This is a genomic window from Serratia sp. TMDUHS_CL, assembly GCF_037137105.1.
GTDB lineage: Bacteria > Pseudomonadota > Gammaproteobacteria > Enterobacterales > Enterobacteriaceae > Serratia > Serratia nevei.
Genome location: NZ_JBBBDV010000010.1, coordinates 108,988 through 130,765 on the forward strand (window position 1 = coordinate 108,988; position 21,778 = coordinate 130,765).

17 protein-coding genes are annotated in these 21,778 nt (G+C 60.2%); 7 read left to right on the plus strand and 10 right to left on the minus strand.

Annotated elements, in window-relative coordinates; all coding sequences use genetic code 11:
• On the minus strand, positions 1–2,406 hold the full coding sequence (malP, locus tag WCL58_RS18395; protein WP_084827094.1) for a maltodextrin phosphorylase: 2,406 nt from the start codon (positions 2,404–2,406) through the stop codon (positions 1–3).
• Between the two features lie 460 nt (positions 2,407–2,866).
• On the opposite strand from malP, the gene malT reads away from it, so the two are divergent.
• Entirely contained in the window at positions 2,867–5,581 is a 2,715-nt protein-coding gene (malT, locus tag WCL58_RS18400) for an HTH-type transcriptional regulator MalT (RefSeq protein ID WP_060424501.1), read from the plus strand.
• A 3-nt stretch (positions 5,582–5,584) separates the two neighbouring features.
• Here malT and WCL58_RS18405 read toward each other — a convergent pair whose 3' ends face one another.
• From WCL58_RS18405 to ulaA, 6 genes are read right to left on the minus strand one after another with little or no spacing between them, the layout of a single operon-like run.
• Positions 5,585–6,271, minus strand: coding sequence for an L-ribulose-5-phosphate 4-epimerase (locus WCL58_RS18405; RefSeq protein WP_141960761.1), 687 nt, complete (start codon positions 6,269–6,271; stop codon positions 5,585–5,587).
• A 4-nt stretch (positions 6,272–6,275) separates the two neighbouring features.
• Positions 6,276–7,130: an L-ribulose-5-phosphate 3-epimerase gene (locus WCL58_RS18410; protein WP_336851463.1), complete on the minus strand. Its 855-nt coding sequence runs from the start codon at positions 7,128–7,130 to the stop codon at positions 6,276–6,278.
• A gap of 9 nt (positions 7,131–7,139) precedes the next feature.
• Positions 7,140–7,796: a 3-keto-L-gulonate-6-phosphate decarboxylase UlaD gene (locus WCL58_RS18415; protein WP_180547899.1), complete on the minus strand. Its 657-nt coding sequence runs from the start codon at positions 7,794–7,796 to the stop codon at positions 7,140–7,142.
• Positions 7,797–7,808: 12 nt separating this feature from the next.
• Complete coding sequence (ulaC, locus tag WCL58_RS18420; protein ID WP_060438254.1) at positions 7,809–8,276, minus strand: PTS ascorbate transporter subunit IIA; 468 nt, start codon at positions 8,274–8,276, stop codon at positions 7,809–7,811.
• Positions 8,277–8,286: 10 nt separating this feature from the next.
• Entirely contained in the window at positions 8,287–8,595 is a 309-nt protein-coding gene (gene ulaB, locus WCL58_RS18425; RefSeq protein WP_047729673.1) for a PTS ascorbate transporter subunit IIB, read from the minus strand.
• A 14-nt stretch (positions 8,596–8,609) separates the two neighbouring features.
• Positions 8,610–10,007 carry a PTS ascorbate transporter subunit IIC gene (gene ulaA, locus WCL58_RS18430; RefSeq protein WP_060424498.1) on the minus strand — a complete coding sequence of 466 codons (1,398 nt, stop codon included), beginning with the start codon at positions 10,005–10,007 and terminating at the stop codon, positions 8,610–8,612.
• 354 nt (positions 10,008–10,361) lie between these two features.
• Between ulaA and ulaG the strand changes: the two genes are divergently transcribed.
• The 6 genes from ulaG (at position 10,362) to glpD (ending at position 16,278) form a co-directional block, all read left to right on the plus strand.
• The gene (gene ulaG, locus WCL58_RS18435; RefSeq protein WP_060424495.1) at positions 10,362–11,426 is read left to right on the plus strand and encodes an L-ascorbate 6-phosphate lactonase; all 1,065 of its coding nucleotides are present in this window, start codon (positions 10,362–10,364) and stop codon (positions 11,424–11,426) included.
• Positions 11,427–11,536: 110 nt separating this feature from the next.
• Positions 11,537–12,292 carry an HTH-type transcriptional regulator UlaR gene (ulaR, locus tag WCL58_RS18440; protein ID WP_060424494.1) on the plus strand — a complete coding sequence of 252 codons (756 nt, stop codon included), beginning with the start codon at positions 11,537–11,539 and terminating at the stop codon, positions 12,290–12,292.
• 84 nt (positions 12,293–12,376) lie between these two features.
• Positions 12,377–12,703 carry a thiosulfate sulfurtransferase GlpE gene (glpE, locus tag WCL58_RS18445; RefSeq protein ID WP_004930790.1) on the plus strand — a complete coding sequence of 109 codons (327 nt, stop codon included), beginning with the start codon at positions 12,377–12,379 and terminating at the stop codon, positions 12,701–12,703.
• 171 nt (positions 12,704–12,874) lie between these two features.
• Positions 12,875–13,711: a rhomboid family intramembrane serine protease GlpG gene (glpG, locus tag WCL58_RS18450; protein ID WP_084827091.1), complete on the plus strand. Its 837-nt coding sequence runs from the start codon at positions 12,875–12,877 to the stop codon at positions 13,709–13,711.
• A 50-nt stretch (positions 13,712–13,761) separates the two neighbouring features.
• Positions 13,762–14,520: a DeoR/GlpR family transcriptional regulator gene (locus WCL58_RS18455; protein ID WP_004930797.1), complete on the plus strand. Its 759-nt coding sequence runs from the start codon at positions 13,762–13,764 to the stop codon at positions 14,518–14,520.
• A 249-nt stretch (positions 14,521–14,769) separates the two neighbouring features.
• Positions 14,770–16,278: a glycerol-3-phosphate dehydrogenase gene (gene glpD / locus WCL58_RS18460; protein WP_049202828.1), complete on the plus strand. Its 1,509-nt coding sequence runs from the start codon at positions 14,770–14,772 to the stop codon at positions 16,276–16,278.
• Positions 16,279–16,341: 63 nt separating this feature from the next.
• Here glpD and glgP read toward each other — a convergent pair whose 3' ends face one another.
• The 3 genes from glgP to glgC form a co-directional block, all read right to left on the minus strand.
• Positions 16,342–18,789, minus strand: a complete 2,448-nt coding sequence (glgP, locus tag WCL58_RS18465; protein ID WP_055311829.1) for a glycogen phosphorylase — start codon at positions 18,787–18,789, stop codon at positions 16,342–16,344.
• 141 nt (positions 18,790–18,930) lie between these two features.
• Positions 18,931–20,361, minus strand: coding sequence for a glycogen synthase GlgA (glgA, locus tag WCL58_RS18470; protein ID WP_049202834.1), 1,431 nt, complete (start codon positions 20,359–20,361; stop codon positions 18,931–18,933).
• A 135-nt stretch (positions 20,362–20,496) separates the two neighbouring features.
• Complete coding sequence (gene glgC / locus WCL58_RS18475; RefSeq protein WP_004930810.1) at positions 20,497–21,774, minus strand: glucose-1-phosphate adenylyltransferase; 1,278 nt, start codon at positions 21,772–21,774, stop codon at positions 20,497–20,499.
• Positions 21,775–21,778 lie beyond the last annotated feature (4 nt).

The window sequence follows — 21,778 nt, forward strand, 5'->3', positions numbered from 1 at the left end:
TTAACGTTTGGCTTGCCAGATGCGCTGCTGGTAATCGCGAATCGAGCGATCCGAGCTGAACATGCCGACGCGCGCAGTGTTAAGGATAGTCCGCCGCGTCCATTCGTCCCGGTCGCGGTACAGTTCGTCGACCCGGCGCTGCGCCTGGCAGTACGAGGCGAAGTCCGCCAGCACCAGATAGGGATCGCCGCCTTCCAGCAGGCTGTGCAGCATCATGTCGAACGCGTGCTTGTCGCCGTGGCTGAACGCGCCGCTCGCCAGCTCGTCCAAAATCGCCTTCAGGTGCTTGTCTTTCTTGCGGTAGCTGAGCGGATCGTAGCCCTTCGCCAGTATCGCCTTCACCTGCTCCACGGTATTGCCGAAGATAAAGATATTGTCTTCGCCCACCTGCTCGGCGATTTCGACGTTGGCGCCGTCCAGCGTGCCGACCGTCAGCGCGCCGTTCAGCGCCAGCTTCATGTTGCCGGTGCCGGAGGCCTCTTTACCGGCGGTGGAGATCTGCTCGGAGATATCCGCCGCCGGGATCATCAGTTCGGCCACCGACACGCGGTAGTCGGGAATGAACGCCACTTTCAGGCGATCTTTCACCAACGGATCGTTATTGATCTTCTCGGCCGCCTGGTTGATCGCGTAAATGATGTTTTTCGCCAGGTAGTAGCCCGGCGCCGCCTTGGCGCCGAACAGGAAGACGCGCGGCACGATGTCCAGATTCGGGTTGTCGCGCAGCTGGCGATACAGCGACAGGATGTGTAGCAGGTTCAGGTGCTGGCGTTTGTACTCGTGCAGACGCTTGATCTGCACGTCGAAAATCGCGTCCGGATCGAGCGTCAACCCCATCACGCCGTGCACGTAATGGGCTAGCGCCACCTTGTTGTCGCGTTTGATCTGCTGATAACGCTGGCGGAACGCCGCGTCGTCGGCGAATTTTTCCAGCCCGCGCAACGCGTCGAGATCGTTCGCCCATTCCACCTTCAGCGTCTCGTCGATCAGGCCCGACAGCGCCGGGTTGCACTGTTTCAGCCAGCGACGCGGCGTGATGCCGTTGGTGACGTTATGGAATTTGTTCGGCCACAGCTGGTGATATTCCGGGAACAGATCCTTCACCACCAGATCCGAGTGCAGCTGAGCCACGCCGTTGACCGCAAAGCCGCTGACCACGCACAGGTTGGCCATGCGCACCTGCTTGTTGTGATGCACCGCCAGTTTGGCCCACACCGCCTCGTCGCCCGGCCAGTGCTTATCCACCTGCTTTTTGAACCTGGCGTTGATCTGTTTGATGATGGAGAAATGGCGCGGCAGCAGGCTGCGCACCAGTTTTTCATCCCAGCACTCCAGCGCTTCCGGCATCAGGGTGTGGTTGGTATAGGCGAAGGTGTTGCTGGTGATCGCCCAGGCCACCTCCCACTCCAGCTGGTGTTCGTCCAGCAGAATACGCAGCATTTCCGGAATGGCGATGGTCGGGTGGGTGTCGTTCAGCTGGATCACTTCGTACTTCGGCAGCTCTTCAATCTTGCGGCCGGCCTGATGGTGCTTGCGCAAAATGTCCGCCACCGAGCAGGCACACTGGAAATACTGCTGCATCAGGCGCAGGCGCTTGCCGGCCTGATGGTTGTCATTCGGGTAGAGCACCTTGGTCAGCTTGTCGGCTTCTACGCCCTGCTTCTCCGCCTGCAGGAATTTGCCGTCGTTGAAATCGCTCAGGTTGAACGGATGCTGATGGGTCGCCTGCCACAGGCGCAGCGGCTGCGCCACGCCGTTGCGATACCCCAGCACCGGCAGATCCCAGGCTTCGCCGCGCAGGGTGAAGGCCGGGCGCCACAGTTCGCGGCCGTCGGCCTGCTTTTCCAGCTTGCCGCCGATGCCCACGTCCACCGCCAGCGCGGCGTTGTGGCGGAACCACGGGTAGCTCTCGCGCTGCCAGTTATCCGGCGCCTCTTGCTGCTGCCCGCCCTGGAACGACTGGCGGAACAGCCCGTACTGGTAGTTCAGCCCATAGCCGGTGGCCGGTTGCTCCACCGTCGCCATCGAGTCGAGGAAACAGGCCGCCAGGCGCCCCAGCCCGCCGTTGCCCAGCGCCGGATCGGTTTCCTGCTCCAGCAAATCCGCCAGCTTGACGTTCTGCTCCGCCAGCGCCTGCTCGACGGTGTCGTACCAGCCCAGGTTGATCAGGTTGTTCGCCGTCAGCCGGCCGATCAGAAACTCCATCGAGATGTAGTTCACGTGGCGCAGCGGTTTGGCGCTTTTGCGCGGCGCCGGCTGCGCGGCCAACTGCTCGGCCAGCGCCGCACTGACGGCTTCCCACCATTGATGCTGCGTCATCTGCTGTGCGGAACTGAGGCCGAACCGTTGCCACTGGCGGGCAAGCGCCGCCAGAAAAGCATCCTTCTTGAGCGTAGGCTGTGACATAAGGAAAACTCTCTATCCAGTAAGTGGGTCAAATTGCCGCTATCGTGCCGGTGAGAAAGCCTGACGGCATCATCCCGCCTGGGGATTAGCTGGGGAGGAGGATTGGGGCGTAGCTGGAATTGTGATCTCAGGCACTTTTTGACTCCCTTGCAACGATGCAAAAAAGCCCGCCAACGCGTGCGGCGAGCACTGAGAACGTTAACCATGACGTTAGCACAAGTATTCGCACTGCTGAAGTTTTGTCCATGGCCGGAAATGCGATCTGCAACCGCATCGCCGCGCGCCGGCGCCAAACGTAAAAAAGTGTGATCGATAGCAACTTAACTCCAAGCCGATGCGGAAGCTTGTTGCAATACGTTTAGGGTTGGCAGAAGTTAGGGGGAGCTATTAATTACGAACCATAAAATAATTAGCGCCACTCCAATCCCGGCGGGAACCGCGATTTATACCCTGGAATACTATGCTGATCCCATCAAAACTGAGCCGCCCGGTACGGCTGCAAAATACCGTGATCCGCGATCGCCTGCTGGCCAAACTGGCCAGCGCGGGCAACTATCGCCTGACACTGGTCAATTGCCCGGCGGGATACGGGAAAACCACGCTGATCGCCCAATGGGCGGCCGGCAAGGCCGATCTGGGCTGGTATTCCCTGGATGAGAGCGACAACCAGCCGGAGCGCTTCGCCAGCTACCTGATCGCCGCGCTGCAGCAGGCCAGCGGCGGCCGCTGCGTCAAGAGCGAGGCGCTGAGCCAGAAGCATCAGTACGCCAGCCTGTCGGCGCTGTTCGCCCAGCTGTTTATCGAGCTGGCCGACTGGCACCAGCCGCTGTACCTGGTGATCGACGACTACCACCTGATCACCAACGACGCCATCCACGAAGCCATGCGCTTTTTCCTGCGCCATCAGCCGGAAAACCTGACGCTGATCCTGCTCTCGCGCACCCTGCCGCCGCTCGGCATCGCCAATCTGCGGGTGCGCGATCAGCTGCTGGAAATGGGTACGCAGCAGCTGGCGTTTACCCATCAGGAAGCCAAACAGTTCTTCGACTGCCGCCTGGCGGCACCGATGGAACAGCAGGACAGCAGCCGCCTGTGCGACGAAGTCGAAGGCTGGGCCACCGCGCTGCAGCTGATCGCGCTGTCGGCCCGTCAGTCCGCCTCGTCGGCCCAGCTGTCGGCCAAGCGCCTGGCGGGGTTGAACGCCAGTCACCTGTCCGACTACCTGGTGGACGAAGTGCTGGATCACGTCGATGCCGATGCGCGCGCCTTCCTGCTGCGCTGTTCGGTGCTGCGCTCGATGAACGACGCGCTGATCGTGCGGCTGACCGGCGAAGACAACGGCCAGCAGCGGCTGGAGGAGCTGGAGCGCCAGGGGCTGTTTATCCACCGCATGGACGACACCGGCGAATGGTTCAACTTCCACCCGCTGTTCGCCTCTTTCCTGCGCCAGCGTTGCCAGTGGGAACTGGCGCTGGAGCTGCCGGGGTTGCACCGCGCCGCCGCCGAAGGCTGGCTGGCGCTGGGATATCCGGCAGAGGCCATTCACCATGCGCTGGCGGCCAGCGACGTCAGCATGCTGCGCGATATCCTGCTGCAACACGCCTGGTCGCTGTTCCACCACAGCGAACTGGCCTTGCTGGAAGAGTGCCTCAACGCGCTGCCCTATGAGCGCCTGATCCAGAACCCCAAGCTGGCGCTGCTGCAGGCCTGGCTGGCGCAGAGCCAGCACCGCTACGGCGAGGTCAACACCCTGCTGGAGCGCGCCGAGCGCACCATGCGCGAACAGAAAATCGAGATAGACCAAACGCTGCATGCCGAGTTCGACGCCCTGCGCGCCCAGGTGGCGATCAACGCCGGCAAACCGGAAGAGGCCGAACGGCTGGCGACCGAAGCGTTGAAATTCCTGCCGCTGTCCAGCTATTACAGCCGCATCGTCGCCACCTCGGTGACCGGCGAAGTGCACCACTGCAAGGGCGAGCTGGCGCGCGCGCTGCCGATGATGCAGCAAACCGAGCAGATGGCGCGTCGTCATCAGGCCAACCATTACGCGCTCTGGGCGCTGCTGCAGCAGAGCGAAATCCTTATCGCCCAAGGCTTCCTGCAGGCCGCTTACGAAACCCAGGACAAGGCGTTCGAACTGATCCGCGAGCAGCACCTGGAACAGCTGCCGATGCACGAGTTCCTGCTGCGCATTCGCGCGCAGATCCTGTGGTCGTGGTCGCGGCTGGACGAGGCGGAAGACGCGGCGCGCACCGGGCTGAAAATCCTGGCGAACTACCAGCCGCAGCAACAGCTGCAGTGCATCGCCATGCTGGCCAAATGCTCGCTGGCGCGCGGCGATCTGGACAATGCCAATACTCACCTGCAGCGCTGCGAAACCCTGCTGCACGGCGCCCACTACCATCGCGACTGGCTGACCAACACCGACAAGTCGCGGGTGATCCACTGGCAGATGACCGGCGACACCGCCGCCGCCGCCCAGTGGCTACGCCACACCGAAAAGCCCGGCATGGCGGATAACCACTTCACGCAGGGCCAGTGGCGCAACATTGCGCGGGTGCAGATTCTGCTCGGCCAGTATGACGAGGCCGGCGTGGTGCTGGATGAACTGAACGAGAACGCCCGCCGGCTGCGGCTGGTGAGCGATCTCAACCGCAACCTGCTGCTCAGCAACCAGCTGTACTGGCTGCAAGAGCGTAAGGGCGAAGCGCAGCAGGCGTTGATCGAAGCGCTGTCGCTGGCCAACCGCACCGGCTTTATCAGCCATTTCGTCATCGAGGGCGAAGCGATGGCGCAGCAGTTGCGCCAGCTGATCCAGCTCAACACGCTGCCGGAGCTGGAACAGCATCGCGCCCAGCGCATCCTGCGCGACATCAACCAGCATCATCGGCACAAGTTCGCGCATTTTGACGAGAACTTCGTCGATAAGCTGCTGACCCACCCGCAGGTGCCGGAGCTGATCCGCACCAGCCCGCTCACCCAGCGCGAATGGCAAGTGCTGGGGCTGATCTATTCCGGCTACAGCAACGACCAGATCGCCGGCGAGCTGGACGTGGCGGCCACCACCATCAAGACGCACATCCGCAACCTGTACCAGAAGCTCGGCGTGGCCCATCGCCAGGAGGCGGTGCAGCAGGCGCAGCAGCTGTTGAAGATGATGGGGTACGGCGCCTGAGAGTCAGCGCTGGCCGTAATAGGCACCGGCGCCATGTTTGCGGCTGAAATGCTTTTCCAGCAGATAGTCATCGATCCGCCGTAGGCCGGGGTTAATATCCCGGCTGATCCACGCCATTTTCGCCACCTCTTCCAACACCACGGCGTTATGCACCGCCTCATCCGGCGTCCTTCCCCAACTGAACGGGCCATGCTGATACGCCAGGATACCGGGAATGTGCAATGGTTCACGCCCTTTCAGGGTTTCGATAATCACCCGACCGGTGTTCAGCTCATATTCCCGCGCCACCTCTTCTGCCGTCAGCCCGCGGGTACAAGGAATATCGCCGGAAAAATAGTCGGCGTGGGTGGTGCCGAGCACCGGTATCGCTTCCCCTGCCTGCGCCCAGGCGGTGGCATGGGTGGAGTGCGTATGCACCACACCGCCGAGTTGAGGGAATGCCCGGTACAGCGCCAAATGCGTCGGCGTATCGGACGAAGGCCGCAGTTGCCCCTCAACAACCTCACCTCGCACATTCACCACCACCATATCCTCAGCCCGCATCGTTTCATAAGGTACGCCGCTGGGTTTGATCACCACCAGCCCACTGGCCCGATCGATGCCGCTGACATTGCCCCAGGTATAGGTCACCAGCCCGTGCTCAGGCAAGGCCATGTTGGCTCGGTACACCTGACTTTTCAGTTGCTCCAGCATGCTACCTCCTTATTTCCAACCCGGCCTCGACCATGCGTTCAACCACCCAGGCACGCGCCTCCCGCACCGCCCGCAGCGGATCGTTCGCTTTCTCGCTCCACATCTCGAGCAGATAGGGACCACGATAGCCGCTCGCAAGCAACGTTTCGAAACAGCGTACGAAATCCACTACGCCCTCGCCGAACGGTACATTCTTAAACTCCCCCGGCCGCGTATCCTTAACGTGTACCGCCACAATATGTCCGCGCCCGGCCATGAGCTCCATCGGCACATCGTTGTCCCAGGCAGACAAGTTGCCGATATCCGGGTACAGCTGAAACCACGGGTTATTCAGGTAGTGGGCATAGCCCAGCGCCTTGCTGATCGAGTTCATCAGCGGATAGTCCATGATTTCCATCGCCAGCATGACCTGTGCACAGCTGGCCATCTCTACCGCCTGCACCAATCCGGCGCGGAACCGGGCGCGGGTCTGCGCAGTAGACTGCTGGTAATAAACGTCATACCCGGCCAGTTGGATCACCCGGATGCCGGTATCCTGCGCCAGCCGAATAGCTTTTCGCACGATCTCCAGTCCCCGCTCGCGCGTCGTGTCGTCTTCACTGCCCAACGGAAAACGCCGGTGGGCGCTGAGGCATAAAGAAGGCACGCGCACACCGCTCGCCGCAACGGCGCTAACCAACGCGAGCCGCTGTTCAACGCTCCAGTCCAGCCGCGCCAGGCGGCCGTCGCTTTCATCGATCGACATTTCAACGAAATCGAATCCCAACTCACCCGCCAGTTGCAGGCGCGTCAGCCAGTCCTCGCCCGGCGGCAACGCTTTCTCATAGATGCCCAACGGCACGGATTTGTGCAACATAACCGCTCCTCAGCCCCACCGCTGGGCGATGACACGTTTAAATTCCCGCGCCGCCGCGACCGGATCGGCGGCATCACGAATGCTGCGCCCGGCGATAAAGGCATGGATGGGAATACCTTGGAACAGAGGCAAATCCTCCAGCGCCAGTCCGCCGGTGACCGTCACCTTAAAACCCATCTCGCTCAGGCGACGAACCGCGCGGATATCGTCATCGCTCCAGGATACCCCCGCCGCCTGCGCGTCACGGCTGCGGTGATACACCACCTGACCAATTCCCGCTTCACGCCACGCCTGCGCCTGTTCCCAGGTCCAGAACCCCGTCAGTTCTATCTGCACGTCACCACCGAACTCATGTGCCACCTGCAGCGCGCCCTTGGCCGTATTGATGTCAGCGCAGCAGATCACCGTGATCCAATCGGCATGCGCCTCGAAGCACATTCGCGCCAAAATCTGACCCGCATCGGCGATTTTTGCGTCCGCCAACACGATGCGATCCGGATACAGCGCTTTTAAATCGCGTATGGCTCGCACGCCTTCTGCCACGCACAAAATAGTGCCGACTTCGATGATGTCGACTTCGGCCGCGATCAGGCGAGTCGTGTCATAAGCCGCAGCCATGGACAGATTATCCAGCGCCACCTGCAACATCGGTAAATGCGTGTTCATTGTTTGTCCCCTTCAATTCGCCGCCGTAGACGTTTTGTCGATCAACGCCAATACCTCGCTCGCGTGGCGACAGGCCCGCAAGCGATCGAAATTCGCCTCATCTTCAAACAGGTTCACCACTTGCATGATCCCCACCTCCTGATGCGTTTTGGCGTCCACCGCCGCCATGGTGATCAAGATGTCTATCGGATCGTTGTCCTCATCGCCGAAACACACCGGCGTCTTCAGGGTGACCAAGGCGAAGCCGGTTTTCAGCACCCCTTCCTCCGGCCGGCCGTGCGGCATCGCCAGGCCCGGCGCCAGCACGAAGTAAGGGCCGTGCCGTTCGACGCCGGCCAAAATGGCGTCAAAATAGCGGGGTTCCACCACGCCGGCGGCCACCAGCAGATCGACCCCCAGTCGCACCGCCTGGCGCCAGTCGGCAGCCTCCGCCTGCAGTTGGATAGCGTTATTCTGCGCCAACGAATCGCTCAGCTTCATGACTCGCTCCTCACTGCTTCAAATCTTGCGGAAAATGCGCGCCGATGACGTCCATCAGCTTCGGGCCGAAGTCCGCCGCCGAGAGCATATTGCGCACCCCGACCACGTATTTGTTGCCGCTGACGACGATTTCATCCGCGACATGGGTGGAAGCAATGATGATGTCAGCCCCATTCAACTCGGATTTGTATTCCCCCACCGCACAGCTGTTGACCGAATGATCCACGCCTTGCTGCGTTAAAAATTGGTCGACTTTCATTTTCATGATCATGGAACTGCCTTGTCCGCAACCGCATACCGCCAGGATTCGTACCGTCATAATCTGCACTCCTATTAACGTGACGCCGATTCAACCGATTGTTTTTCAGCATCTTCTTCCGCACGCAGGGTGCGTCCGGCGAAGAACATGTACAGCAGGGCGATAACGATCACCACGCCCATAAACCACAGGCCCAGACTCAGCCCTTGCATCAGCGGCGGCGCCAGAATCGACCAGTCCGCCATGCCCATCCAGGCACTTAGCCCAGTCAGTTTGATGGCCCACACGCAGCCGAAGATCTCTATCATTCCCATCACCAGACAGATCTTCATCGCCGCGCGCCAGCCACCAAAGTGGTTAGCGAATACGCCGATGGTGGCGTTAGAAAAGAACATGGGAATGAAACCGGGAATAATCATGATGGAAGAGCCAAGCGCTAACAGTATGCCGACGGCGATCAGTTGGCCGATGGTGCCCCACATAAAACCCCACACCACGGCGTTGGGCGCGAAGCTATAAATGGCGGCACAATCGATGGCCAGTACCGCGCCCGGGATCAGACGTTGGGAAATGCCGTTAAAGGCCTCGGTCAATTCGGCGACGAACATGCGCACACCCTGCACGATGATGAAAATCGCCACCGCGAACATCAGCCCGGTTTGCAGGATATAGATGCTCCAGTGAGTTTTACCGGCCATCGCCTGCAGAGTGTCCAAGCCGAACGAGCACAGAATGATGCCGAAAAACAGCGTCATCACGATGGCGGTGGACACGATGTTGTCATGGAAAATGTTCAGCCACCCAGGCAGCTTCAGATCTTCCACGCTGTCCTCTTTTTTACCGAGATACGGTGCGGCCTTGTATGCCAGCCACGAAGCGAACTGCTGTTGGTGCCCAATGGAGAAACCGCTGTTTTCCGTTACCGCCTGCGTCGGTTTGAACATCATGTTGGAGGTGATGCCCCAGTACAGTGAAGCCAAGAGCGCACTGCACAATACCGTCGTCCACATGCCGTAACCCAGAATGTAGAAAAATACCGCGATCAACCCAACCTGCTGAAACATAATATGGCCGGTGAGCATGATGGTGCGGATGCCGGTGATGCGCCTCAACAACACGTAGAGTATGTTCAGCGCCAATGCCAACAAGACCGCGTAGCCGACCCAACTATAGGCGTCCCCCATACGTTCGATGGTGGCCATCATCGAGGCATAGGTATCTGAAATCGCCCCGTTGATGCCGTATACCTCGGACAACTTCGCCACAACGGGTTTGAACGTGCCGGTCAGGATGCCGGAGCCGGCTTGCAGCAACATGAAACCGATAATGGTTTTGATCGTGCCTTTGATAATGACCGCCGCGCTTTTGCGCAGCAACGTGTAACCCAACAGCGTAACCAACCCCAACAGCAGCGGTGCATTGGTCATCACCTGGTTAAAAAAGACGGTGAAGATGGTGTAAAGAGTTTCCATACGGCTCTCCCGAAAAGGTTGGCATGCAGGTAACGCCTTCACCATACCAATCACAATAAATCACAAAAAGATCATAAATGATTATTTGTGAACAACCTCGCAAGTTAAAAATCAATTCCACTAACATTCAATGAATTAGACGACTCACACTTTATTACCTATTGAATTTAATAGCAGTTAATCAAACGAAAAGGAGAGAAAACGCCGGCGCAGCGCGTAAATTCTGCGGCGTTTACGTGTATTTCGATCGTTGTCAGTTGAAAAAAACGGTGCTAGATTCGATCAAAACAAATCACATAAAATCTTTAAATGATTATTTGTGATTTTATTATCACCACCAACGAGGAAAGACCCATGAGTAAAGTCAACGACATCACCCGCGAGTCCTGGATATTGAACACCTTTCCCGAATGGGGCACCTGGCTGAACGAAGAGATAGAGCAGGAGAACGTCGCGCCCGGTACTTTCGCCATGTGGTGGCTGGGCTGCACCGGCATCTGGCTCAAGTCCGAAGAAGGCGCCAACCTGTGCGTCGATTTCTGGTGCGGCACCGGCAAGCAGAGTCACGGCAACCCGCTGATGAAAACCGGCCACCAAATGCAGCGCATGGCCGGGGTGCGTAAACTGCAACCGAACCTGCGCACGACCCCATTCGTGCTCGATCCGTTCGCCATTACCCAGCTCGACGCCGTGTTGGCCACGCACGATCACAACGATCATATCGATGTGAACGTCGCGGCGGCAGTGTTGCAGAACTGCGCCCCCACCGTCCCGTTTATCGGGCCGCAAAGCTGCGTAGATATCTGGATCGGCTGGGGCGTGCCGCCGGAGCGCTGCATCACCGTCAAACCTGGCGACGTGATAAAAATCAAAGACATCGAAATTCATGCGCTGGATGCTTTCGATCGCACGGCACTCATCACATTGCCGGTGGAACAAAAAGCGGCGGGCGTTCTGCCGGACGGCATGGACCTGCGGGCGGTCAACTACCTGTTCAAAACGCCGGGCGGCAACCTTTATCACAGCGGCGATTCCCACTACTCCAACTATTACGCCAAGCACGGCAACGATCATCAGATCGATGTCGCCCTCGGTTCCTACGGCGAGAACCCGCGCGGCATTACTGACAAGATGACCAGCGCAGACATCTTGCGCATGGCGGAATCGCTGAACGCCAAGGTCGTTATCCCCTTCCACCACGATATTTGGTCTAATTTCCAGGCAGATCCGCAGGAGATCCGCGTGTTGTGGGATATGAAAAAGGACCGGCTCAAGTACGGTTTCAAACCGTTTATCTGGCAGGTTGGCGGCAAGTTCATCTGGCCGCAGGACAAAGACAATCTGGAATATCACTACCCGCGCGGGTTCGATGATTGTTTCATCCAGGAACCCGACCTGCCCTTCAAGTCTTTCTTGTAATCAATCGGTGTTGCATACGGATGCGCGCTTTTGAACGGCAATGATTCAAATCGTCAAACGGCGCGCATATAATCGAAGGCAACGACGTTTTTTCTCTCCACGGAGCCCGCATGACAGAGTCCCAACGCCACAACGCTATTCTCGATCTCTTGCAGCGCAAGGGGCAAATCTCCGTGGCGGACGTCATCGCGGCGTTTGACATCTCTCCGGCCACCGCGCGCCGGGACATCAACAAGCTGAATGAAATCGGCAAATTGCGCAAAGTACGCAACGGCGCCGAAGCCACGCAAACTCCGCGCCCGGCCTGGACGCCGCTCAATATCCACCAAACCCAGCACCTCGATGAAAAAATGCGCATCGCGGCAGCGGCGGCACAGCTCTGTCAGCCGGGTGAAAGCGTGGTGATCAACTGCGGCTCCACCGCATTTCTGTTGGGCCGTGAAATTTGCGGCAAGCCGGTTCAGGTGATCACCAATTATCTACCGCTGGCCAATTACCTGATCGATCAGGAACACGACAGCGTGGTGATCATGGGAGGCCAGTACAACAAAACCCAGTCGATTACTCTGGCGCCTCAGGAAGGCGACGCAACCCTGTACGCCGGGCACTGGATGTTCACCAGCGGTATCGGCCTCACCGCTGACGGTTTGTATAAAACCGATATGCTGACCGCGATGGCAGAACAGAAGATGCTCAACTATGTCGGTAAACTGGTGGTGCTGGTCGACAGCAGCAAAGTCGGCCAACGCGCCGGCATGCTGTTCAGCCGCACCGAGCAAATTGCCATGGTGATCACCGGCCGGGCCGCCGATCCGGCAATCGTTGAGCAACTGCGTCAGCAAGGCGTTGAAGTGCTGCTGGTGTGACAAAACCACAACCTTACTCTGGTCTTAAACGCCGCAGAGTTGGTTACAATAGCGGCGTCCCCCAATTACGAGGCAGTCAGCAGTATGGAACAGTTCGAAGCGATCAACGTTGAGCAGGCGTACACCCGCTGGAAAGAGGGCAGCGCCGCCCTGGTCGACATCCGCGATCCGCAAAGTTTTGAAGCCGGGCATACGCCGGGCGCCTTTCACCTCACCAACGCCACCCTGTCGGCCTTTATGCAGCAAAACGACTTCGAGCGGCCGGTGATGGTGATGTGCTACCACGGTAACAGCAGCCGCAGCGCGGCGCAGTACCTGCTGCACCAGGGGTTCGACGCGGTCTACAGCATCGACGGCGGCTTCGAGGCCTGGGCCCGCCAGTATCCGCAGGACGTGGAAACCTCTGCCTGATTCCCGCCGCCCGCCGTGCGTCGGCGGGCTTCCCCTTCATTTTTGTGCGCGTTTTCGCGGGTTTTTCGCAGATCCGTTTGCCAGCGCTCAGGATTTCGACGTTATAATCGGCCGTCAGGGTCGCCGGCGAGCAAGCCGCGGCCAAAATCATTCACTTACGACGGAAGAGCAATGGTTAGAGTAATCGCCATATCCAACCCGCGCCTGGCGCTGGCCTTTGTCGACTATATGGCGACCCAGGGCATCAGGCTTGAGCTGCGCAACAGCGGCGAGGCGGCGGAAATCTGGCTGGCCGACGACGGCCACCTCGAACAGGTGCAACACGAGCTGCAGCAGTTTCTGGTCGATCCGCTCAACCGCCGTTATCAGGCCGCCAGCTGGCAGACCGGCCATACCGACGCCGGCCTGCACTATCAGAGCGAATCCTACCTGCACACCCTGCGCAGCAAGGCCGGGCCGCTGACGCTCGGCGTGATGGTGCTGTGCATCGCGGTCTACATCCTGATGCAGGTGCTGGGCGACAACACCGTGATGTACTGGCTCTCCTGGCCGCAGGACAGCAGCCAATACACGCAGCTGTGGCGCTGGGTCAGCCATGCGTTCCTGCATTTCTCCCTGCTGCATATCCTGTTTAACCTGATGTGGTGGTGGTATCTCGGCGGCCAGATGGAAAAACGCCTCGGCGCCGGCAAGCTGTTCGTGCTGGCGGTGGTGTCGGCCTTCTTCAGCGGCTGGGCGCAATCGCTGTTCAGCGGCGCGCTGTTCGGCGGGCTGTCGGGCGTGGTCTATGCGCTGATGGGCTATGTGTGGCTGACGGGCGAACGGGCGCCGGAGCGCGGCCTGATGCTGCCGCGCGGGCTGATGGTGTTCTCGGTGCTGTGGCTGGTGGCCGGATATTTCGATATTTTAGGAATGTCGATCGCCAACGCGGCACACGTAGCCGGTTTAGTGTTAGGGTTATTGATGGCATTTTGGGATACGCGTCATCGCGCACACAACGAACAATAACAGCCGGGAGCTGTGCCCAGCGGGCACAGCGGGCGTTTTAGGGGATTATCGTGAAGCAAACACAGCGTCATGACGCAATTATCGAGCTGGTGCGCCTGCAAGGTTACGTCAGCACGGAAGAGCTGGTGGAACATTTTGACGTCAGCCCGCAAACGATTCGCCGCGATTTGAATGACCTGGCCGACCAGAACAAGATCCAGCGTCACCACGGCGGCGCGGCGCTGCCTTCCAGCTCGGTCAACGCTGCCTATAACGATCGCAAGGTGATGTGGTCGGAAGAGAAAGCCCGCATCGCGCAGCGCGTCGCCAGCCAGATCCCGGACGGCGCCACGCTGTTCATCGATATCGGCACCACGCCGGAAGCGGTGGCCCATGCGCTGATGAACCACAAGAACCTGCGCGTGGTCACCAACAACCTCAACGTCGCCACCCTGCTGACCGCCAAGGAAGACTTCCGCCTGATCCTGGCCGGCGGCGAAGTGCGCACCCGCGACGGCGGCATCATGGGCGAAGCCACCCTGGACTTCATCTCCCAATTCCGCCTCGATTACGGCATTCTCGGCATCAGCGGCATCGATATGGACGGCTCGCTGCTCGAATTCGACTATCACGAAGTGCGCACCAAACGCGCGATTATCGAAAATTCCCGCTGCGTGATGCTGGTCACCGACCACTCCAAATTCGGCCGCAACGCCATGGTCAACCTGGGTAACATGAATCTGATCGACTACCTGTTTACCGACCAGTTGCCGCCGCCGAGCGTGATGAAAATCATCGAGCAGTACGACGTGCAGCTGGAGCTGTGCTGATCCGCTGTTAACCTGCGGGGCGCGCCGCCGCCCCGTTTCCTCCCCCCCCCGCCCCTCTTCATCGACAGCCGTTTGCGCGCTTGCGCCATATCCACATCATTTATGTGACTATCATCACCAAACTGTTACCTCTATCACGCCTAAATGTTTTTGTTTGGTTAAGTCTTGGCTTGCTTGTTGGTTTTTGATTACAATCATGAGCGAAAACGAACATGAAAGAGCTATTTCGAACATCTGGAGGAAGATGACGTGGAAACCAAAGACTTGATCGTTATCGGTGGCGGCATCAACGGTGCCGGCATCGCGGCGGATGCTGCCGGGCGCGGGCTGTCGGTACTGCTACTGGAAGCGCAAGACTTGGCCTGTGCTACGTCTTCCGCCAGTTCCAAACTGATCCACGGTGGCCTGCGCTACCTGGAACACTACGAATTCCGTCTGGTGAGCGAAGCGCTGGCCGAGCGTGAAGTGCTGCTGAAGCTGGCGCCGCACATCGCGTTCCCGATGCGTTTCCGCCTGCCGCACCAGCCGCACCTGCGTCCGGCCTGGATGATCCGTATCGGCCTGTTCCTGTACGATCACCTGGGCAAACGCACCAGCCTGCCGGGCAGCAAGGGCTTGCGCTTTGGACCAGAGTCGGTGCTGAAGCCTGAACTGAAGCGCGGTTTCGAATATTCCGACTGCTGGGTCGACGATGCTCGCCTGGTGGTGCTGAACGCGCAGGAAGTGGAAAAACGCGGTGGCGAAGTGCGCACCCGCACCAAAGTGACCCGCGCATGGCGTGAAAATGGCCTGTGGATGGTGGAAGCGGTCGATATCGACAGCGGCAAAACCTTCACCTGGCGCGCCAAAGGCCTGGTGAACGCCACCGGCCCGTGGGTGAAAAACTTCTTCGACGACGGCCTGAAGCTGAAATCGCCTTACGGCATCCGCCTGATCAAAGGCAGCCACATCGTGGTGCCGCGCGTGCACGATCAGCCGCAGTCTTACATTCTGCAGAACGAAGACCACCGCATCGTGTTCGTGATCCCGTGGAATGACGAGTTCTCCATCATCGGCACCACCGACGTGGAGTACAAAGGCGATCCGAAGGACGTGAAGATCGACGAGAACGAAATCGCTTATCTGCTGAAAGTGTACAACGATCACTTCAAGAAGCAGCTGGGCCGCGACGACATCGTCTGGACATACTCCGGCGTGCGTCCGCTGTGCGACGACGAATCCGATTCGCCGCAGGCGATCACCCGCGATTACACGCTGGACGTGCACGACGAGCAAGGCAAGGCGCCGCTGCTGTCGGTCTTCGGCGGCAAGTTGACCACCTACCGCAAGCTGGCCGAGCACGCGATGGAAAAACTGGCCCACTACTACCCAGGCTGCGGCCCGGCGTGGACCAAAAACGCCACGCTGCCGGGCGGTGACATCGGCGGCGATCGCGACGGCTACGCAGCCAAACTGCGCCGTGCGCACGGCTGGCTGCCGGAAGCCCTGGCGCGCCGCTATGCCCGCACCTACGGCAGCCAGAGCGAGCTGATCCTGGCCGGCGCCAACGGCCTCGGCGATCTGGGCGAAGACTTCGGCCACGGTCTGTATGAAGCCGAACTCCGCTACCTGACCGACAAAGAGTGGGTCGTAGAGCTGGACGACGCCATCTGGCGCCGCACCAAGCTGGGTATGTGGCTGGACGACGCGCAACAGGCGCGGGTGAAAGCCTGGCTGGCGGAACACGCGAAAACGAAAGCGCTGTCTCTGGCTTCCTGAGCCGCAGCGTAACGAAAAAAGGGCCGGTTATCCGGCCCTTTTCTTTGCGCTTTCTCTTCCGTCTTACAGCTTCACCGGCTGAATGTGCCAGATTTCGTCCGCGTATTCCTGAATGGTGCGATCGGAGGAAAAATAGCCCATGTTGGCGATATTCAGCACCGCGCGCCGCGTCCACTCGTCCTGATTGAGATACACCTCGTCCACCTTGTCCTGCGTATCCACGTAGCTGCGATAATCCGCCAGCAGCTGGTAGTGATCCCCCAGGTTCACCAACGAGTCGAACAGGTTGCTGTAGCGCTTCGGTTCGTCCGGGCTGAACACGCCGGTGGCGATCTGCGTCAGCGCCTGATGCAGCTCGGGATCCTGCTCGTAGTATTGATGCGGGTTGTAACCGTTGCGGCGCAGTTCCTCCACCTGTTCGGCGGTATTGCCGAAGATAAAGATGTTCTCCTCCCCCACGTGCTCGCGCATCTCGACGTTGGCGCCGTCCAGCGTACCGATGGTCAGCGCGCCGTTCAGCGCAAACTTCATGTTGCTGGTGCCTGAGGCTTCGGTGCCCGCCAGCGAGATCTGTTCCGACAGATCCGCCGCCGGGATAATGATCTGCGCCAGGCTGACGCCGTAGTTCGGAATGAACACCACCTTCAGTTGGGTATGCACGCGCGGATCGTTGTTGATCACTTTGGCCACGTCGTTGATCAAGCGGATGATCTGCTTGGCGGCATAGTAGGCCGAGGCCGCCTTGCCGGCGAAGATCACCACCCGCGGCACACGCTCGATCTCCGGATCGTCCAGCAGGCGGTTATACAGCGTGATGACGTGCAACACGTTGAGCAGCTGCCGTTTGTACTCGTGGATGCGCTTGATCTGCACGTCGAACAGCGCATCCGGGTTAACCACCACGTTGAGCGTTTTGGCGATGTACAGCGCCAGTCGCTCCTTGTTCTGCCGCTTGGCGCGCTGCACCGCCTGCAGGAAACTCGGGTAATCGACGTTGGCTTTGATCTCGCTCAGCTGGCTGAGATCGGTGCGCCAGGTTTGCCCGATGCAGTCGTCCAGCACCGCCGCCAGCGGCGGGTTGGCCAGCGCCAGCCAACGGCGCGGCGTCACCCCGTTGGTTTTGTTGCAGAAGCGATTGGGGAACAGCCGGGCGAAGTCGGCGAACAGCGACTGCACCATCAGCTCGGAATGCAGGGCAGAAACGCCGTTGACCTTGTGGCTGGCCACCACTGCCAGCCACGCCATGCGCACCCGGCGGCCGTTGGTTTCATCGATGATCGAGACCCGCGCCAGCAGGTCGTTGTCGCCCGGCGCCACTTCCTGCACCATCTTGAGGAAGTGATCGTTGATTTCGAAAATCAGCTGCAGATGGCGCGGCAAGATGCGCCCTATCATGTCCAACGGCCAGGTTTCCAGCGCCTCGCTCATCAGCGTGTGGTTGGTGTAGGAAAACACCTGCTCCACCACTTCCCAGGCGTCGAGCCACTTGAATTTGTGCTCGTCGATCAGCCGGTGCATCAGTTCGGGAATCGACAGCACCGGGTGAGTGTCGTTGAGGTGAATGGCGATCTTGTCCGCCAGGTTGTCGAAGGTTTTGTGCATCAGCCAATGGCGGTTGAGGATGTCCTGCACCGTGGCCGACACCAGGAAATACTCCTGCCGCAGCCGCAGCTCGCGCCCGGAGGAGGTCGAGTCGTCCGGATACAGCACGCGCGACACGTTCTCCGAGTGGTTTTTATCCTCCACCGCGGCGAAATAATCGCCCTGGTTGAACTTGCCGAGGTTGATCTCGTTACTGGCCTGCGCGCTCCACAGCCGCAGGGTGTTGGTGGCGTCGGTGTCGAAACCGGGGATCACCTGATCGTAGGCGATGGCCACGATCTCTTCGGTCTCCAGCCAGCGGGCCTTGGCCCCCTCCTGCTGCACGCGGCCGCCAAAGCGCACCTTGTAGCGGGTGTTGTGGCGCGGAAACTCCCACGGATTGCCGTACTCCAGCCAATAGTCCGGCGACTCCATCTGCTGGCCGTTGACGATATTTTGCTTGAACATGCCGTACTCGTAGCGAATGCCGTAGCCGCGCCCCGGCAGCGCCAGCGTCGCCAGCGAATCGAGGAAGCAGGCCGCCAGGCGCCCCAGACCGCCGTTGCCGAGGCCAGGGTCGTTCTCTTCTTCCAGCAGTTCACCCAGGCTCAACCCCATTTCGTTCAGTGCGTTGTCGATGTCCTGATAGATGCCCATCGACAGCAGCGCGTTCGACAGGGTGCGGCCGATCAGGAACTCCATCGACAGGTAATACACCTGCCGCACGTCCTGCGACAGCTGGGCGCGGTTGGAGCGCAGCCAGCGTTCAACCATGCGATCGCGCACCGCGAACAGCACGGCGTTCAGCCAGTCGTGCCGGTTGGCGATGGCCGGATCCTTGCCGACGATAAACATCAGCTTATAGGCGATGGAGTGTTTCAGCGCTTCCACACTGACCGTAGGTGAGGTGTAACTAAACGGTGAAGTCATGGCTTTTTGATCCCTTTTAGGGAGCCCAGCCATTCGCCGCGGAATAGCTGGCCCCGCTGAACATGGACGCGGTACGCCGCGCCCCGACAATCAACCCAAACGGCTGCCCGCCGCGCGTCAACCCAAGACGCGAAACGCAGGCTACAAACGTTGATAAAGCGACAGATACTCTTTCGCCGCCACCGGCCAGCCGAAGTCCACGCTCATGGCGTGACGCTGAACGTGGCGCCAGTGTTTCGGCCGGCTCCACAGCACCATGGCGCGGCGGATGGCGTTGCCCAGCGCGACGGCATCGCAATCGTCGAACACGAAGCCGCTGGCGGTGCCGTCGGCCAGATTTTCCAGCGCGCAGTCCACCACCGTGTCCGCCAGCCCGCCGGTGCGGCGCACCAGCGGCAGCGTGCCGTATTTCAGGCCGTAGAGCTGCGTCAGGCCGCAGGGCTCGAAGCGGCTCGGCACCAGAATCACGTCGGCGCCGCCGATGATGCGGTGGGAGAAGGACTCGTGATAGCCGATCTGCACCCCAACCTGCTCGGGATAGTCGGCGGCGGCGGCCAGAAACGCCTGTTGCAGCACCGCGTCGCCGGCGCCCAGCAGCGCCAGCTGCCCGCCCTGCGCCAGCAGCTCAGGCAATGCCTGCAGCACCAGGTCCAGACCTTTTTGGCTGGTCAAGCGGCTCACTACCGCGAACACCGGCAGCGATTCGTCCACCTTCAGCCCCATGGCCTTTTGCAGATGCAGCTTGTTTTTGACCTTGCTTTTCAGATCGTCGGCGTCGTAGCGGGTACTCAGCCGCGGGTCGTGGGCCGGATCCCAAATCTTGTCGTCCACCCCGTTGAGGATACCGCTCAGTCTGCCCTGCCGCTGCCGTTCCTGCAGCAGCCCCTCCATGCCATAGCCGAACTCCGGCCGGGTGATCTCGCGCGCATAGGTCGGGCTGACGGCGGTCACGTGGTCGGCATAAAACAGCCCGGCCTTGAGGAACGACATCTGGCCGTAGAACTCCAGGCCATAAACGTCATAAAACGACGCCGGCAGCCACAGCTCGGTCACATGATGGGCGGAGAACAGCCCCTGATAGGCCAGGTTGTGCACCGTGAACACCGAGCGCGCCGGGTGGCCGTTGGCGGCCAGATAGGCGCAGCTCAGGCCGGCGTGCCAGTCGTGGGCGTGCACCAGCTGCGGGCGCCAGTAGCGATCCAGCCCCTTGGCCAGCTCGCAGGCCATCCAGCCCAGCAGCGCAAAGCGGCGATGGTTGTCGGGGTAGGCGTACATGGATTGGTCGTGGTACGGGCTGCCCGGCCGGTCATACAGCCAGGGCGCATCGATGAGATAGATGCCCACGCCATGGTAGGTGCCGTAACGCAGGCCCACCCGGCCGGCGAACGAGTCGATTTCCGCCACCAGCACGGTGTCCGGAATGCCGTTGCGTACGTCAGGGAAAGCGGGCAATAGCACCCGAACATCGGCGCCTTCGGCGATTTGCGCCGCCGGCAGTGCGCCAACCACGTCTGCGAGTCCGCCCGTTTTCAGCAGGGGGAACATTTCAGAACATACGTGTAAGACCTGCATTATCACTCCTGAAAGTCGGCCGAAGGCCTCTGGATAAGAAATAAAGCAGGCTTGCCGCTGTTATGTTTGCCGCGTTGCGCAAGCCATCGAACCGTTCATCAGGCGGCAGGCTATCGTTCTGCCGCCCACGTTAACTCACAATTTTGACAACATTTCGCGCGTCACCAGCACGATGCCGCCTTCCGAGCGATAAAAGCGCTTGCTGTCCTCATCGGCGTTTTCCCCGATCACCATGCCCTCCGGAATGTGGCAGGCGCGGTCGATGATGCAGCGCCGCAGGCGGCAGGAACGGCCGACGTTCACGTCCGGCAACAATACGGTAGAGTCGATGGTACAGAACGAGTTCACTCGCACGCGCGGGAACAGCACCGAATGCACCACCACCGACCCGGACACGATGCAACCGCCGGACACCAGCGAGTTCATGGTCATGCCGTGGCTGCCGGAGCGATCCTGCACGAACTTGGCCGGCGGCAGCGGCTCCATGTGGGTGCGGATCGGCCAGGCGCGGTCGTACATGTCCAGCTCCGGCGTTACCGACGCCAGATCGAGGTTGGCGCGCCAGTAGGCGTCCAGCGTGCCCACGTCGCGCCAGTACGGCGGCAGATCGGGGTTGGAGGTCACGCAGGACAAGGTAAACGGATGCGCCCACGCCGCCTGTTGCGCGGTGATTTTCGGGATCAGATCCTTGCCGAAATCGTGGCTGGAGCCGGGGGTCGACATATCCTCTTCCAGCAGCTGGAACAGGTAGGCGGCATTAAAAATATAGATGCCCATGCTGGCCAGCGACATATCCGGGTTGCCCGGCATCGCCGGCGGATCGGCGGGTTTCTCCAGGAACTCGATAATGCGGTCGCTTTCATCCACCTTCATCACGCCGAATTCGCCGGCTTCGCTGCGCGGCACCGGCAGGCAGGCCACGGTGCACTGGGCCCCCTTCTCGACGTGGTCGATCAGCATGCGCGAGTAATCCATCTTGTAGATATGGTCGCCCGCCAGGATCACCACGTATTCGGCCTCATAGCGGCGGATGATGTCCAGATTCTGGTAGACCGCGTCGGCGGTGCCTTTGTACCAATGTTCGGTGCTGAGGCGCTGCTGGGCCGGCAGCAGGTCGACGAACTCGTTCATCTCTTCGTTGAGGAACGACCAGCCGCGCTGAATGTGCTGCACCAGCGTGTGCGACTGGTATTGGGTGATCACGCCGATGCGGCGGATGCCGGAGTTCAGGCAGTTCGACAGGGCGAAATCGATGATGCGGAATTTGCCGCCAAAGTGGACGGCGGGCTTGGCGCGGGTGGAGGTCAAATCTTTCAGGCGCGAGCCGCGGCCGCCGGCCAGGATCAGCGCTACGGATTTAATCGGCAGCTGGCGCGCCAACATCAGGGGGTCTTTATTTTCAAACCTAACCATAGCG